We start from the raw sequence: 17424 nt of genomic DNA, 5'->3' as shown, positions 1-17424 counted from the left end.
AATCACAGGAACTTTATTACGAGTCATCGTAACAGGAAGTGCAAGATGTCAGCGACATTAGAAAAAACAGTATGGTGGCAGCATCCTGCCTTGAAATGGTTTGCGGTAGGTTTGTGCCTGCTTTTTACCGGTTATCTGGTTGTATTGATGTATGCGCAGGGAGAATACCTGTTTGCGATGTTGACATTGATATTACTGGGAAGCGGTATTTATGTTTTTGCCAATCGCAAAGCGTATGTCTGGCGTTATACCTACCCGGGAATTGCTGGAATAGGGTTGTTTATACTGTTTCCGCTTATTTGTACGATTGCGATTGCTTTCACAAATTATAGCAGCACCAACCAATTAACGTTTGAACGTGCTCAGACTGTATTAATGAGTCGCCAATATCAGGCGGGGCAACCATTTAATTTCAAACTCTATCCTGCCTCTGATCAGTGGGTTTTAGCACTGAGTGCACCTGATAATACCCAATTTAGTCATCAATTACTGGTATCTGCGCCTTTTTCTTTTTCGGAAACAGAAGAAATTATTCTGCCTCTACATGAGCAGGAAACCCGTTTTGAAGGTGATGCTGCAACATTACGCACAATAACCCAACATCGACAATCATTGGGGCAACTGGTCGCGGTTCTTCCCGATGGCAGTAAATTGCGCATGAGTTCATTGCGCCAGTTTTCAGCCATACATTCTCTTTATACCCTGGGGGAAGACGGCGTCACGCTGACCAATAAACAAACAGGCATACAATACCGACCCAATATGGATACAGGGCTTTATCAATCCATTAATGCTGAAAGTGTTTGGGGGCAGGAAACATTAAGTCCAGGGTTCACGGTTTCCATTGGTTGGAAAAACTTTCTGCGAGTGGTACAGGATGAAGGTATCAAAAAACCTTTTTTGTCTATTTTTGTCTGGACGGTGATCTTTTCCCTGCTGACGGTGGTATTGACGGTTGCGTTAGGGATGATCCTCGCTTGTATTGTGCAGTGGGAAGCGCTTAAAGGGCGGGCAATTTATCGTGTACTACTTATTTTGCCTTATGCGGTTCCCTCTTTTATCTCCATTTTGATTTTCAAGGGGTTATTTAACCAGAGTTTTGGTGAAATTAACCTCGTGCTTAATGGCTTGTTTGGCCTTAAACCGGGTTGGTTTACCGATCCAACACTGGCTCGAACGATGTTGATTATCGTAAATACCTGGTTGGGCTATCCCTATATGATGATCCTCTGTATGGGGCTGCTTAAGGCGATCCCTGATGACCTCTATGAAGCATCAGCAATTGATGGCGCAGGAGCATGGCAGAACTTCACCAAAATTACCTTTCCATTGCTAATTAAGCCACTGACACCGTTAATGATTGCCAGTTTTGCATTTAACTTTAATAACTTTGTCCTGATTCAATTGCTGACTAATGGTAGACCTGACCATATTGGTACAACGACACCGGCGGGTTATACCGATCTGTTGGTGAGCTATACCTACCGCATTGCATTTGAGGGCGGTGGTGGACAGGATTTTGGTCTGGCGGCAGCGATTGCGACGCTGATCTTCCTGTTAGTGGGCGTGCTGGCCATTATCAATTTGAAAACCACTCGCATTAAATTTGATTGAGGAGTGAAATAATATGGCGATGGTACAACCCAAATCGCAACGCTGGCGGGTATGGACAACTCATGTGTTAATGCTGGCTTTTATTGCCTTGATTTTGTTTCCCCTGTTAATGGTGATTGCTATATCTTTGCGTCCGGGTAATTTTGCTACTGGTAGCCTGATTCCAGATACTATTTCATGGGAACATTGGAAACTGGCATTAGGCTATAGTGTGGAATCTCCCGATGGGCGAATGATACCCCCACCATTTCCGGTTATGCACTGGCTTTGGAATTCAATAAAAGTCGCCTCTATTACAGCCGCCGGAATTGTTGCATTATCAACGACCTGTGCTTATGCGTTTGCCCGAATGCGTTTTCGTGGCAAAAGTATCTTACTGAAAAGTATGCTGATTTTTCAGATGTTTCCGGCGGTACTTTCGCTAGTCGCGTTATATGCTCTGTTTGATCGGTTAGGGGAATATATTCCTTTTCTTGGTCTCAATACCCACGGTGGTGTGATTTTTGCCTATATGGGGGGAATTGCCCTGCATGTATGGACGATCAAAGGGTATTTTGAAACGATAGATCGCTCGCTTGAAGAGGCTGCCATGCTGGATGGCGCGACAGCGTGGCAAGTCTTCCGCTTGATATTGCTGCCACTTTCTGTACCGATACTGGCTGTTGTGTTTATCCTGTCTTTTATTGGTGTTATTACCGAAGTGCCTGTCGCATCACTACTATTACAGGATGTAGACAATTACACGTTGGCAGTGGGGATGCAGCAATATCTTCACCCACAAAACTATCTTTGGGGAGACTTTGCCGCTGCGGCTGTGCTTTCTGCTATCCCCATTACTTTAGTTTTCTTACTTGCTCAACGCTGGTTGGTGGGTGGGTTGACATCAGGAGGCGTGAAAGGTTGAGAACTGGTTAAAGATTGCAGGTTCCGATAGCAGTCGTTCCTTCAGAAAGAAACTGTCTTTTAAATGTCTGCCAGCTATTTGTTTTTATAAGAATAAACCAGCAACGATAAATAACTTTCGTTGCTGGTTTGGCAAATTATGAAACTTGTTTCCTGGCTTCTCTTACTTCTTGCAGTAATTGGTTGATATGTGCATCTGCAAACATAGCTTCCAATGTGGTGGTGAGTTTGCGCCGCCAGTTAGGATACTCGTCAGTGGTGCCTGGAATATTGACGGGTTTTTCCATATCTAACCAGTCTTCAGGTTGCAATCCTAATAAGGCGCAATGGCTATGAGCGATATAGCGATGTATCCCTTGATTGATTGAAGCTGGCATGGGTTGCCCGGCTTGTTCCTGTAATGGCGTTGGCTGTGATGGTGGTTGTTTATCTACCGTTATGGGCAATGTTTCTGATAAATAACCGTGTCGATTTAAGCTGGCTAATAATGCCTGCCTACAATCTTTACGTTCAGTATATAACTTAGCAAGCAGTGTCTTATCAGGGTATAAGCCGATGGACTCTCCTAAAGTGAGGTCTCCGTCTTGCCAAAATCCACGTAAGGTGGGTAGGTCATGGGTCGTAATGGTTGCCATGGCTTGTACAGGATATTCGTTGGGAGAGCGATATTCACCTTGATCGTTACGTTCAAAATAAAACACTTTATATGAATAAACGCCTCGAACGTGTAACTTGCCGACAATCTCTGCCGGGACAATACCTAAATCTTCACCAATAACCAGGCAGTGATTACGCTGGCTTTCCAGTGCCAGTATCGCCAGCAGGTCATCAACCGGATAATGGACATAAACGCCTTTATCGGCGGTTTCTCCTTGTGGGATCCACCAGAGTCTGAGTAAAGACATCACATGATCGATGCGCAATGCGCCGCAATGACGCATATTGCTACGCAGTAACTCAATGAACGGTTGATAGGATTGAGCTTTTAACCTATGAGGGTTCATGGGTGGCAGCCCCCAGTTTTGCCCTCGTGGTCCCAGAATATCGGGGGGGGCTCCTACCGATGCCTTAGTGCAATAAATATCCCGGTTACACCAGGTTTCGGAGCCGCCTTGTGCTACACCCACCGCGAGATCACGGTAAATGCCAATCGGCATGTGATTGGACTGGCTGGTCGTGAAACACTCAGCAAGTTGAACATCCGCCACCCATTGTAACCAGAGGAAAAATTCGATTTCCTGTGGATGTGAATGACAGAATTCTTTAACCGCATCACTCTCGAACTCGCGGTATTGTTCCGGCCAGACTGGCCAACCCCAATAAGAATTATCTTCTCCATACAGTTTATGATGAAGGGCATCATAAGCCGCTTGAGAGTAAAGGTTTTTGCCGCCTTGGGTTACAAATTGTTGGAAAGCGACTTTTTTGGGATCATGGTCAGAACGGTTGTTAAATTGTGGATACGCAAGCCGCAGGGCGATTATTTTTAGTGCCATCACGGTTGTGTAATCGACCCACTCCGCTTGGCGGGTTTGCTGAAGTTTGAGCTGTGTTTCCGGTGAGTGCCACCATGCTTGCGCTTCAACACTATCCTTAAAATCCTCTACCTGATGCACGGCAATATAAATGACATTCAGCCAATGACGGGAGGATGGGCTGTAAGGGCTGGCATTTTCGGGCATGGCAGGATAGATGGCATGAAGAGGATTCAGGCCAATAAAAGCGCCTCCACGATGAGCCAATGCTTGCAGCATGTATTTCAGATCACCAAAATCACCAATTCCCCAGTTATTTTCTGAGCGTAGGGTATAAAGCTGAACACAAGCACCCCAAAGTTTCTCCCCATGCATTAGCGCCTTTGGTTCGTAACAACGTTCAGGAGCAACAATAAGTTGCATCATTTGCTGTTGAGAGCCGGTATCTGGTTCCGTTTTGGGGGCCAGCGTCAGGGAGTGATACCCCAAGGGGAGGTCGGCTGGCAAAACGAGTTGATGCTGGCAGTGACCATGAAATATTTCACCTTGTTCAGTGTGTATCTGCCACTGGTAATTATTGGTGTCTTCCAGAGGGAGAGTCACTCTTTGCCCTTGAATAACCACCTTAACATTGGGTAACGAGGAAACATGGGGGTGAGAAACCGGCCCACCGACCGGTATCTCTGTATTCATCGCTGCCAATATCCGGTGCCTGATTTCAGCAGGGATCGCTTGTGGTTTCCCATAGGCATTAATATATTCGCTGGTAATTCCAGCCTCAGTTGCCAAATTATCAAGGCATTTATTTTCCATACTCAATCCCTATTTGGTTTGCCAGATGTGCTGCTGATAATCACGAATAGCCCGGTCAGAACTAAATTTACCCATTCGGGCGGTATTGAGCACAGTACTGCGTGTCCAACGTTGAGCGTCACGATACAGAGTGTCAATTTGCTGATGGGCGTCACAGTAAGAGGCAAAATCAGCCAGCACTAAATAGGGATCACCACCGTCAGTCAGGCTGTGTAACAGGAGATCAAAGGCGTGCGTATCTCCGTGGCTGAATTCTCCATTGGCAAGAGCCTCCAGAATACCGTTTAGATGATGATCCTGTTGGAGAATATCTTGTGGATTGTAGTTGCTGTGCAGTAACGCTTTAGCTTCTTCCACCGTCTTTCCGAAGATAAAGATATTGTCGTTTCCAACTTGTTCGGCGATTTCGACATTCGCGCCATCCAGGGTTCCGATGGTGAGTGCGCCGTTTAAGGCCAGTTTCATGTTGCCTGTTCCTGAGGCTTCTTTGCCCGCAGTGGAGATTTGTTCTGATACATCCGCTGCGGGGATCATCAGTTCTGCGGCGGAGACGTTGTAATCGGGAATGAAAGCGATCTTGATGCGATCACGCACGATAGGATCATGATTGATCTTGTCGGCGGCATGATTGATGGCTGAAATGATGTTTTTTGCCAGATAGTAACCAGGCGCGGCCTTGGCACCGAACAGGAAGACTCGGGGATGGATATCCAACGCCGGATTTTCCTGAATTTGTCGATACAGTGACAAGATATGGAGCAGGTTAAGATGCTGACGCTTGTATTCATGCAGGCGTTTGATCTGTACATCGAAAATGGCATGGGGATCGATCTTGAGTCCCATCACCTTATTGACATAGTTGGACAAGCGGATTTTATTTTCCTGCTTGATGGTGCGATAGGCCGCACAAAATGCCGTGTCGTCCGCATAAGGTTCGAGTTGTTTGAGGGCGTCAAGATCATTAATCCATTCGTGGTTTAATGTCTGGCTAATTAATGAAGAAAGCGCCGGATTGCACTGTTTTAACCAGCGGCGAGGGGTTACCCCATTGGTGATGTTGAGGAATTTGGTTGGCCACAAGTGATGATATTCGGGGAATAAATCAGTCACGATCAACGATGAATGCAGTGCTGCGACTCCGTTGACGGCAAAGCAGGCTACAACACAAAGGTTAGCCATTCTTACTTGATTGTCATGAATAACCGCCAATTTTTCCCAGACTTGGTGGTTATCCGGCCAGGTTTGATCTACGGTTTTTTTGAAACGTCGGTTGATTTCTTGAATGATGCGGTGATGGCGTGGCAGAAGGTCGCCAATCAGTTGTTCATCCCAGCGTTCCAGACCCTCTGGCAGCAAGGTATGGTTGGTATAGGCAAACGTTTTTCCTGTGATTTCCCATGCGCTTTCCCAACTTAACTGATGATCATCAAGCAGAAGACGCATCATCTCAGGAATGGCAATGGTTGGATGGGTATCGTTAAGCTGGATAACCTCGTATCGTGCCAGTTCTTCTATTTTGCGTCCGGCTTGTTGATGGCGGCGCAGAATATCGGCCACGGCACAGGCACACTGGAAATATTGTTGCATCAGGCGCAGTCGTTTACCGGCCTGATGGTTATCATTCGGGTAGAGCACCTTGGTCAGGCTGGCGGCTTCAATGCCGGGTTGCTCGGCGTGCAGGAACTGTCCATCATTGAAAAGTGACAGATCAAAGGGGCTATCGTATGTGGCTTGCCATAGACGAAGTGGTTGGCTCACACCATTGTCATAGCCAACCACGGGTAAATCCCATGCTTCGCCAGTCAGGGTAAATGCAGGAACCCAGGTTTCATGACCATCGGCAGTTGTCACGATTTCACCACCAAAACGGACGCCAACGTCTAATTGCGTGTTATGGCGGAACCACGGATAGGACTCACGTCCCCAATCGTCGGGCGTTTCAATTTGTTGACCTGCTTTAAAAGACTGGCGGAAGAGACCATATTGATAATTGAGGCCATACCCCGTAGCGGGTTGATTGAGGGTCGCCATGGAATCGAGAAAACAGGCTGCCAGCCTCCCCAATCCTCCATTGCCCAATGCGGGATCGGTTTCCTCTTCCAGCAAGTCACTCAACATGATGCCATCTTCTGCCAGATAAGACTGAATATCGTCATACCAACCAAGATTCAATAAGTTGTTGGCTGTCAGCCGGCCTATCAGAAATTCCATCGAGATGTAGTTCACATGACGTTGATTATCAGGAGATGGATTGGCCTGGCTTTGCTGGATGGAAAGGGGAAGCAATTCAGAAATGGCGGCACTAATGGCCTGCCACCATTGATGCGAAGTCATTTCCTGAGCTGAGTTAAGGCCGAAACTTTGCCACTGACGTGTGAGCGCAGCCTGAAATAAGGCTTTATTGAGTTTCGGGTTTTTACCTAATGTGGATTTTTTATCTAATGTAGCTGGTTGCATGGCGTCGTCATCCTGTCACTGAATGAGAAAAATTGGGGAAATTATTTAGGGGATATGCTGAATGCTAGTGGAGTGGGAAACATCATCCCATGAAAATATTCGCGGGGATGAGTGCAAGGGCGTAGCTATTTCTTTCGAACTTTTTCGCAATTTCATTGAGAAATAGAAAGATTGCAATGAAAGAATGTGACAGGGTGCAATTTAACACAATGAAATTAATCATCTTGTTTGCAAAAGATGGGCGTTTCTCTAAATTTGGTTGGGCGTTGTTGATGCATACTGTTGTTGGTACGTACTAATGATGTAAGCGAGTCAATAGCATCGGACAGAATTCTGGGATCAGTTTTATTCATTGCTTATGAGGGGAAAAAATTAATGCTTATCCCATCGAAACTCAGCCGCCCTCTTCACCTGAATAATATGGTTAGGCGAGAGCGTCTACTGGAAAAGTTCAATAGGGTACAGGATTATCGGCTGGTGTTGATAACCAGTCCTGCGGGGTATGGTAAAACGACCCTTATATCACAATGGGCTGCCGGGAAGGATAATTTGGGGTGGTATTCTCTCGATGACAGTGACAATCAGCCGGAGCGTTTCGCCAGCTATCTGATAGCGGCTATTCAGCAGGCAACGCAAGGGCACTGTGTGAAAAGTGAGGTGTTGGCTCAAAAGCACCAATATGCCAATTTACCTGCTCTGTTTGCTCAACTGTTTATTGAGCTTGGCGAATGGCAACAGCCCATTTTTTTGGTGATCGATGATTACCATCTGATCGTGAATGGCCTTATTCACGACGCAATGCGCTTTTTTCTCCGCCACCAGCCCGAGAATTTAACGCTGATCATTCTATCGCGCCATTTGCCATCATTAGGCGTTGCCAATCTGCGTGTGCGGGAACAACTATTGGAAATTGACAGTCAGCAGTTGGCCTTCGATTATCAGGAAACTCAGCAATTTTTTGCCAAACGGCTGGCAAATCCACTTGATGCCGATAATTGTAAACAGTTGTGCAATGACGTTGCGGGATGGGCAACCGCGTTGCAGCTTATTGCGCTTTCTGCCCGTCAATCGGGCAATACGGCTGAAATGTCGGCAAAACGTCTTGCCGGGATTAATGCCAGCCATCTGGCCGATTATCTGGTGGATGAAGTTTTAAATCGAGTGGATCAAGCAACGCGGGATTTTTTGCTGCACAGTTCGATTCTGCGTTCCATGAATGATGGCCTGATTGTTTGCCTGACGGGAGAAGAAAACGGCCAGATGCGCCTTGAAGATATTGAACGTCAGGGGTTGTTTATCCAACGGATGGATGATTCTGGTGAATGGTTCTGTTTTCATCCACTGTTCGCTTCATTTCTGCGCCAGCGCTGCCAATGGGAAATGGCCGCCAAATTGCCGGAATTGCACCGGGCAGCAGCGAAAGGATGGTTGTTGCAGGGATATCCGGGGGAAGCTATTCATCATGCTCTTGCTGCCGGGGACAGTGTGTTATTGCGGGATATTTTACTGCAACATGCCTGGGAGCTGTTTAACCACAGTAAATTGTCCTTGCTGGGAGAATGCATGAATGCACTGCCGTATGAACAATTATTGGAAAACCCACGTTTGATACTGTTGCAGGCATGGTTGGCACAGAGTCAGCACCGTCACTATGAGGTGAATGCGTTATTGAATCAGGCAGAACAATCACTTAAGCAGAAACAAATCGCCATTGAACCGGAGTTGCTGGCAGAGTTTGATGCCCTGCGTGCCCAGGTGGCCGTTAACGATGGTCGGCCGGCTGATGCCAATGACTTGGCTGAAAAGGCGCTGGCGAACCTACTGCCGGATAATCAATATGGCCGGATTGTGGCGATGTCGGTGAAAGGAGAAGTCTTGCACTGCAATGGGCAATTGGTGAGTGCATTGGCCCAGATGAAGCAAACGGAGCAGCTCGCTCGTTTTTGCCACGTTTATCACTATGCTTTATGGGCGTTGCTGCAACAAAGCGAGATTTTACTGGCTCAGGGTTATTTGCAGGCGGCCTATGATACCCAAACCCATGCTTTTGATTTAATTCGTGAACAGCATTTGGAACAATTGCCGATGCATGAATTTCTGCTGAGGATCCGTTCGCAACTTTTGTGGTGTTGGGCACGCATTGATGAATCGGAAGAGGCGGCACGTCGGGGGTTGGAGGTGTTGTCCAATTTCCAGCCACAGCAGCAATTACAATGTTTGACCCAATTGGCGAAATGCTCTTTGATCCGTGGGGACTTTGATAATGCCCGGCGTTATTTGTCCCGTTGCGAAAATTTGCTGAGTAACGGGCAGTATCATCGTGATTGGCGAACGAATACCGACAAACTGCGGGTGATTATCTGGCAAAGTTTGGAGGATAGCAGTTCGGTGACCCAATGGCTGGCACAGGCAGAACGGCCTGAAAGTTTCTGTAATCACTTCAATCAAAACCAATGGCGCAATATTGCCCGCGCTCAAATCCTGTTGGGGCAGTATGAGGACGCTGAATCCATCCTGAATAAGCTGAATGAATCCGCGAGAGAATTGGCACTGGTCAGCGATTTGAACCGTAATCTTCTGCTGTGCAATCTGCTTTACTGGCAACTTGGACGTAAGGCCGAGGCTCAGGATGTTTTGATGGAAGCCTTGAGTTTGGCTAATCGCACGGGGTTCATCAGCCACTTTGTCATTGAAGGGGAGTTGATGGCGTTGCAGTTACGTCAGCTTATCCAACTTAATATTTTGCCGGAAATGGAGCAACACCGGGCGCAGCGTATTTTGCGGGAAATCAACCGACAACACCGGCATAAATTTGCCCATTTTGATGAAATGTTTGTCGAACAATTACTGACTCACCCTGATGTGCCAGAACTTATCCGCAACAGTCCGCTTACCCAGCGTGAATGGCAGGTATTGGGCTTGATTTATTCTGGTTACAGTAACGACCAGATTGCGGCAGAGCTGGATGTGGCAGCGACCACTATCAAGACACATATCCGAAATTTATATCAGAAAATGGGAATTACTCATCGGCAGGAGGCGATTCATCAAGCTCAAAATATGATGCAAATGATGGGGCTGGGGGTTTAATTACAATTTCGGAAAGTGATTAATATTACAGTTAATAAAATAAATAAATATTAATGAATAAACATATGAATTTTAAAAATTAATTTATTTTTTAAAATTACCTTATATTTTTTATGGTATTTCCGTGATCGAAATAACATTCGAATGTGCTTAAGCTGATCTCACCGCAGTAGGTGTGTTTTATTATTTAATGTAACTAATTAGTGGTGAGTAATTATGGAAAGTAACAATCATCTTGAAGACATGCTTTCTCGCTTTGTTGGCCACGGTCCTTATTTGGTCATTGATGGCGAAAAATATATTGATGCAGCATCAGGAACGTTTAATTTGCCGCTGGGCTATACGAATCATCGGATTGCAGAAAAGATCAAGCAGCAGATTGATCGATGTACGCATTTAAGCTCGGCCTATACCCGTGAAATATCACAGTATATTCTGACTAAATTACAGAAATATACACCCGAGGGAATAGACCGCATTTGGCTGCGGGATGTTTCTGGCTCTGGTGCGGTTGAATGTGCCATTCGGATAGCACAAAAAGCCACAAAGCGTTCAGGCATTATCTCGTTCTTTCTTGCTCATCATGGTCAATCCCTGGCGACAGCTCAAATTTCTGGTAATGCGTTCAGAATTAAAGACTTCCACATCAATATTGATGGCTCAATAAAAATTCCTGCCCCGACGAGTGTTCTGTCAGAACCGCAATTATCGTCGGGAGAGGAGCAGTATGTTGATTTAGAACAATTCATTCAATTAGGCTCCAGCGACAATATTGCATGTCTTATTATTGAACCGATTCAGGGGAATGGCGGAAACACCGTTTTCCCTGCGGAATTCTTCCGTAAGATCAGGGAAATCTGTCACCAGCATGGCATCATTATTATTGCAGATGAAGTTCAAACGGGTTTTGGCCGCACAGGAACCTTTTTTGCCTCGACAGGTTACGCCAGGGAATTGGAGCCGGATATCATCGTCTTCGCCAAGGGAGCTGGGGGTATCGGTATTCCGACGGGGGGTGTCCTGATGCGCCATTCACTGGATGTGTTGGAGTCGTTTGAACATTCTAGTACTTCGGGTGCTAACCCTCTTTCTTTAGTGGCCCTCAACGAAATCATCGACATCATTGAAGATGATAAAATTTTGGAAAATGTACAACAACATGAAGCCTATTTGCGTGACGGGTTGTTGAAGTTACAACATAAATACCCTGAAATCACCGGAGTCAGGGGGGTCGGCTATATGTATGGCTTTGATACACCAAGCCCGGATTTTGCAGCACAGGCAATAGCAACCGCCAATCGCCATCATTTGATTTTGCGTGGCTCTCGTTATGGTAAAGGAAAGACCATCAAAGTCCGTCCACCGCTGATTTGTACACAGGAACATTTGGATGAAATCCTGCATAAGCTGGATCTGACTTTTGCAGAGTTAACGGCGGCCACCCAGGAACATAGGGAGATTGCATAATGTTAGCGCTTAAATACCATCAGGCCTGGAATGTAGAGATCAAACAGGTTGAACCGCTGTCTTGCACTGAACCTGATGACGTCGTTGTTGATATTGCAGTGTGTGGCATTTGTGGTACGGATGTCGGGATCATTACCGGTTCTTATCCTGTTGCCATATCGGGGACAACCTTGGGTCATGAAACTTCCGGTGTGGTGACTCAAATCGGTCGCGGCGTGACTCAGTTTCAGGTGGGGGATCGGGTGGTCATCAACCCTACTTACTCTTGTGGGCACTGCCGGATGTGCCAGACAGGGAATCCCAATCATTGTGAGAAAAAGTTGGGAACGGAAGCCGGGGTTTCCTATGACGGTGCGTTTGCCGAACAATATTTGGCAAAAGAAAATCTGCTCATTAAGTTGGATGATCATGTCAGCATGGAAGAGGCTTCGTTGACTGAGCCATTGAGTTGCACGTTGACCGGCGTGGATAAACTGGGGATCACCCATACGAATATTCGCGCGGTCGTGGCTGGCGCTGGCCCAATGGGCATGTTGTATATTTGGGCACTGTATGAGCGGGGCGTTAAGGCATTTATGGTTGAGAGGAATGAGAGCCGAATGCAATTTGCCAGAGATAATCTGCCGCCAGAATGTCAGCTATACCCCGATTTTGATACCGCGCTGATGCAAGAATATGGCGATACATCGACATTGATTGATTTGTGCGTGGATACAACGGGGCAATTGACCGAATATATTTTCGACCATCTGGCACCGGGTGGCAAATTGCTGAATGTTGCCCTGAAAGATAAACATGCCCGTCTGGATATTATGAAAATTGCGGATAAAAGCCTTTCTGTCATTGGCTCCATTGATTCCCTGAACAATAGCTTTGAGCGTGCCTATGCCATGATCCGTGATGGCGTCATTCCTGCGAAGCGCTTGATTAGCCAGACCTTTGCTTTTCAGGATTACCAACAGGCTTTTCTCACGGTTGGCTGTGATCTGGCGAAGAAAGCCCAGGTTCCGCTCAATACACCAAATTGCAAAGTGTTGATTCGGATATCTGACCTAAAATAATCCACTGTCTTGAGGCACGGCTTCTGATGAATAGATGGAATGTCATTTTTGATATCGACGGCGTCATTGTCGATAGTGAACAACTGCATTTTGATGTACTGCGTGATGTCGTTGGTGATGTTGTTGGTGTTGGTCACGTATTGGGTGAACAGGCATCAGGGCACGTGGAGAGTATCCAGCCAGAGCAATTGATTGGGTTAAGTTTGGCGGAAACGCTGAATGAGATTGGTCTTCCTGCATCAATGCAGCAGGATGTGACTGAAAAAATCATTTTGCGTTATCAAGAAAAATTGTCTAAACATTATCTGCGTCCGGGGGTCACCAACCTGATTGCTGCCTTGCAACAAAGCGGTGCTAATTTTGGGTTTGTTTCCACAGCCCCGCGTGATGTGTGTCTGGCGAACCTGGGTTTGCTGGATCTGCATCAGGCACCCGACTTGATCTCGGGTGATGATGTGGAAAGAACCAAGCCTTTCCCCGACCCTTATCTGGCTATGCTGAAACTGAAAGCGATGGATGTTCGGCAAACACTGGTGATTGAAGATACCGATTTGGGGATCGCTGCGGCAAAACAGGCCGGTATTCCGTATATCTATGCCTGGCCTCATGCTTTATCGGTGGCAGAGCAGTATAAGCAGGCGACTCGTGTCATTGAGAGGTTAGCAGATATTCCCCAGTTTTCTGGGATAAGTGCGGGGTTAATTTAATTTTTTCATAAACCGCATGGAGTGTCCTCCGCTAAAGTGAGTGGAGGACCTGTTTTTAATCACACGTTTTAGGCCACTATATGGAAATACAGTTTGGAAATACTGTCTTGGGATAAATGACATTTCAACATTGTAGGACACTTCCTTACTCCCCGCGTTGCGGGGAGTAAGGGATCTTCAAGAATTTCAGTGTGTCACTATTATAAAAAAGTATTTATTGTCTGGAGGAATGGAATTGTCTGAAGAATATGCAGTCTCTTCGATAAAGCAGTCTGTCATGGCAACGCGAGTTTCGTTTTTTATTGCAGGATTCAGTATTGCGAGTTGGGCACCGCTGATCCCGCTGGTGAAGGAACGATTGGGGTTGGATGATGGCTCAATGGGGTTGCTGATACTGGTGTTTGGTATTGGCTCTTTTATCACGATGCCGATAGCCGGAATGCTGGCGACACGTTTTGGTTGCCGTAAGGTTTTTACCTTCTTTGCCTTGTTGGCTATTTTGATATTGCCGGGGTTAAGCGTGCTTTCGACGCCATTAACGTTGGCTTGTGCCCTATTTCTGTTTGGTGTCGGCATTGGGGCGACGGATGTGGTGATCAATATTCATGCGGTCAATATTGAGAAACGAGTACACCAGCCGATTATGTCTGGCTTTCACGCCTTGTTCAGTTTAGGTGGGATTGCGGGAGCGGGTTCGGTCAGCTTATTGCTGTTTATGGGAATATCCCCATTTCAGGTGACGGTTGGCGTGGCATTATTTGTGATCCTGCTGTTATTGCCGGCGTGGAGTGGCTTGATGGATAACACCGAAACAGAGGAAACGCCCTTTTTTGCTTTACCTCGTGGCATTGTGATTCTGATTGGTTCTCTCTGTTTTGTTGTTTATTTGATGGAAGGCTCTATGCTGGACTGGAGCGGAATTTTATTAAGTAGTGTGCATAACATGAGCAGCCATCAAGCCGGATTTGGTTATACTCTTTTCGCCATTACCATGACATGCGGCCGGTTTTTGGGTGATAAAATCATTGCCGCGTTTGGCTATCGGCGTGTATTTTTAAGCAGTGCCATTTTGGCAACATCGGGTTTTATTCTGATTTATCTGGCAACGGGTACGGTGCAGTTGGCCATTGCTTTCCTGATGATTGGCGCTGGGTTATCTAATTTAGCCCCGATGTTTTTCACGGCCTCAGGGCAACAAAAAGTGATGCCTGATGCGTTGGCGGTTTCCGCGGTTTCGACGATGGGGTATTCGGGTATTCTGCTTGGCCCGGCCATTATCGGCGGGTTGGCACACCAAATCACGTTACATGGTGCGTTTGCCTGTATTGCGTTGCTCTCTTTTTCATTGTTAGCGGGATATGGTCTGATTAATCCCAGCAAAAAGTAACAGGGTAAATATTGATGAATTTGCAGCATTGTCATTGGTTGAATGAACCTGCCTGCTGGCAGTGTCAGGAACATGAACTTCATGTCACGACGGACAATAAAACTGATTTCTGGCGTGATACCTGGTATGGCTTTCAGCGTCATAGTGGTCATGTCTTTGGCAGCTATATTGATGATTTTCAGTTTGACGATGGTTTTACTTTTCAGTTTTGCATCGAAGGGCAGTTTGAGAAATTATACGATCAGGCTGGCATCATGCTGCTGGTAGATGAACAACATTGGCTCAAGGCTGGCCTTGAACATTCTGATGGGCAAGCCATGATTGGCAGTGTATTGACGAATGGCGGGTCTGACTGGGCAATGGGGCTTTTCCCCGGCAATCCCGATAAGTTTTGGCTACGGCTGACCTATGGCGACGGGGCTATCCGGTTGCAGTATTCCACTGATGGTGTGACATGGCCGTTACTGAGATTGTCGCCTTTTACGGTCAGCAATCAGCGTATCTTTGTCGGGGCGATGTGCTGTTCGCCGGAGCGTGAAGGGTTACAGGTGAAATTCTCCGATTTCAGGTTGACGCCATCGCTGAAAAAACACCTGCATGATTTGAGTTAAGGAGAACATCACAAACCGTGGGGCACTTATACGGCAATCGCTTTTTGTCCATCTGACTGTTGCCGTTTCATTTGCATTGATGATAGCGTCAAGCAATGCCTGTGTCTGAGTGTTTTCATCGGCCAAAGCCGCCCTGGGTATTCCATTTCCGGTCAAACAAAATGGGGATTTCAGGTTAGAATTACAGAGAATAGTTTCAATATAGATCCCGTGAAACTATTCTCAAAAAAATTGTACTCATAAGTAAAACGATCGCCCTCAGATGTCCTACAGTTCTTTATGCTCTCTTTTGTATCAAAAAACCAACAGGCACAGCAATCTCCTTGTCAGAGTTGTCTTTTTTAAGAATTTATATGTATGCCAATACATATAATTGTTTAAATATCAATGCATTATAAATATAGCCTTGGAATGTCGGATTTATGTGTCCATTAAATCGATATATTGACATAATGGACGTTAATTGCCCGATTTTGGAGGTTTTTTCATGCGACTTTTTTGTTACTCAAGGGTATTAACCAGCCGACAGCCCCTTAATAGTACATTTTTTACGATAACAATTTGTATTTATTTCAATAAACAGGAAAAATTATATGAACACAAAAACACTTTGGAGTAACTATGGGGTAATTTTTCTTTTTGTTTTATTATGGAGTAGTGGTGCTATATTTTCCCGTTGGGGATTAAATCATAGTTCTTCATTTGCTATTTTAACTGTACGTTTTTCTATTGCTTTTTTATTTTTATTGTTACTGTGCATATTAAAGAAACGTTATCTTCCTGCACCAGGAAGTACCAAGAAAGTGGCTGGAGTAGGTCTATTAATCATCGGTGGGTATTCTATTTTTTATTTTCTCGCATTAGAACATGGAATCACTCCTGGAGTTTTAGCAACAATAATGGGTATACAACCCATCATCACACTTTGGTTTATGGAAAGACATTTCTCTATCCGTCGTTTTATAGGATTATTAGTATCTTTGATGGGATTAATACTTGTTGTATTTCAAGGAATAATAAGCGCTAAATTCTCTCTGTCGGGAACTTTTTTTGCTTTATTTGCACTAGTTTGTATGAGTATAGGTGCTATATTTCAGAAGCAAATCCAACAACCGCCATCTGAAGTTTTACCATTACAATACGGTGTTAGTCTATTTATGTGTTTATTGTTTGTTCCTTTCAAACCTTTTCATATTGAACCTACGATAGGATTCATTATCCCTGTATTATGGCTTGGTTTAGTTATTTCTGTTGTCGCCCAATTATTACTTTATCGATTAATAATGACTGGTAATTTAGTCAATGTGACTAGTTTATTTTATCTTGTCTCAGGTGTTACTGCAATAATGGATTATTTATTTTTGGGTAATAAATTATCTAATTTAAGTATTGTTGGTATGGTTTTAATAATATTTGGTCTGGTCATTATTTTTCATGTAAAAGAAAAAAAGCATTTGTAATTATTTATCATGTTAATTAAATCGCATTAACAAAAATAAAATATCTGGCAGGATAAAAACGTTATCATCTCATCCTGCTACTCCTTTTTTATATCCGATAATTGTCAATATTGTTGGCGCGATAGGCAGAACTCAGTCCTTTTTTCATGCCCTTTAACATCCTCCGTTTTGTGACAATAACGACAAACCACATCAACTTTAGCCATATCTATCTCACCAATAAAAAGAGGGTAATTTATCCACAACTTCTAACTATTGAAAGCATGACCGTCTCAAGGGAGCTGGATTAACACAATAAGTGCAATGTGCGCCCCGTATAGGCTTCGATGGGGGTTAGCCCATTTAAAACCTTTCTTGGTGTCATATTTAATCTTAATTC

The 17424-nt window shown here is 45.2% G+C and carries 11 protein-coding genes; 9 read left to right on the top strand and 2 right to left on the bottom strand.

Going from position 1 to position 17424, the window contains the following annotated elements; genetic code table 11:
* Positions 1-45: 45 nt before the first annotated feature.
* A complete protein-coding gene (gene malF, locus Xbed_RS11415) occupies positions 46-1614 on the top strand; it encodes a maltose ABC transporter permease MalF (protein WP_086113052.1) in 1569 nt (522 codons plus the stop codon).
* Between the two features lie 13 nt (positions 1615-1627).
* Complete coding sequence (malG, locus tag Xbed_RS11410; RefSeq protein ID WP_086113051.1) at positions 1628-2518, top strand: maltose ABC transporter permease MalG; 891 nt, start codon at positions 1628-1630, stop codon at positions 2516-2518.
* 136 nt (positions 2519-2654) lie between these two features.
* Here the strand turns inward: malG and malQ are convergent, their stop codons facing one another.
* Positions 2655-4805 (bottom strand): 4-alpha-glucanotransferase, encoded by a 2151-nt coding sequence (gene malQ / locus Xbed_RS11405; protein WP_086113050.1) that lies wholly within the window; start codon positions 4803-4805, stop codon positions 2655-2657.
* A gap of 9 nt (positions 4806-4814) precedes the next feature.
* Positions 4815-7262, bottom strand: a complete 2448-nt coding sequence (malP, locus tag Xbed_RS11400) for a maltodextrin phosphorylase (RefSeq protein ID WP_086113049.1) — start codon at positions 7260-7262, stop codon at positions 4815-4817.
* A gap of 375 nt (positions 7263-7637) precedes the next feature.
* Here malP and malT point away from each other — a divergent pair, with 375 nt between their 5' ends.
* The 7 genes from malT to Xbed_RS11365 all read left to right on the top strand — a co-directional run bounded on the left by malT (position 7638) and on the right by Xbed_RS11365 (position 17045).
* Positions 7638-10352 (top strand): HTH-type transcriptional regulator MalT, encoded by a 2715-nt coding sequence (malT, locus tag Xbed_RS11395; protein ID WP_086113048.1) that lies wholly within the window; start codon positions 7638-7640, stop codon positions 10350-10352.
* A 216-nt stretch (positions 10353-10568) separates the two neighbouring features.
* Entirely contained in the window at positions 10569-11819 is a 1251-nt protein-coding gene (locus Xbed_RS11390) for a class-III pyridoxal-phosphate-dependent aminotransferase (RefSeq protein WP_086113047.1), read from the top strand.
* On the top strand, positions 11819-12880 hold the full coding sequence (locus Xbed_RS11385) for a zinc-dependent alcohol dehydrogenase (protein WP_086113046.1): 1062 nt from the start codon (positions 11819-11821) through the stop codon (positions 12878-12880). The genes Xbed_RS11390 and Xbed_RS11385 overlap by 1 nt, the downstream gene beginning before the upstream one ends.
* Before the next feature lie 26 nt (positions 12881-12906).
* A complete protein-coding gene (locus Xbed_RS11380) occupies positions 12907-13587 on the top strand; it encodes an HAD family hydrolase (protein WP_086113045.1) in 681 nt (226 codons plus the stop codon).
* 229 nt (positions 13588-13816) lie between these two features.
* On the top strand, positions 13817-14974 hold the full coding sequence (locus Xbed_RS11375; protein WP_208612233.1) for an MFS transporter: 1158 nt from the start codon (positions 13817-13819) through the stop codon (positions 14972-14974).
* A 14-nt stretch (positions 14975-14988) separates the two neighbouring features.
* Positions 14989-15585, top strand: a complete 597-nt coding sequence (locus Xbed_RS11370; RefSeq protein WP_086113044.1) for a DUF1349 domain-containing protein — start codon at positions 14989-14991, stop codon at positions 15583-15585.
* A gap of 593 nt (positions 15586-16178) precedes the next feature.
* Positions 16179-17045, top strand: a complete 867-nt coding sequence (locus Xbed_RS11365) for a DMT family transporter (protein WP_086113043.1) — start codon at positions 16179-16181, stop codon at positions 17043-17045.
* The last annotated feature ends 379 nt before the right edge of the window (positions 17046-17424 follow it).

The organism is Xenorhabdus beddingii, assembly GCF_002127545.1.
In the GTDB taxonomy this organism is placed as follows: Bacteria; Pseudomonadota; Gammaproteobacteria; order Enterobacterales; family Enterobacteriaceae; genus Xenorhabdus; species Xenorhabdus beddingii.
Note: the sequence above shows the minus strand (reverse complement) of the source record. Positions and strands in the feature narration are given on the sequence as shown.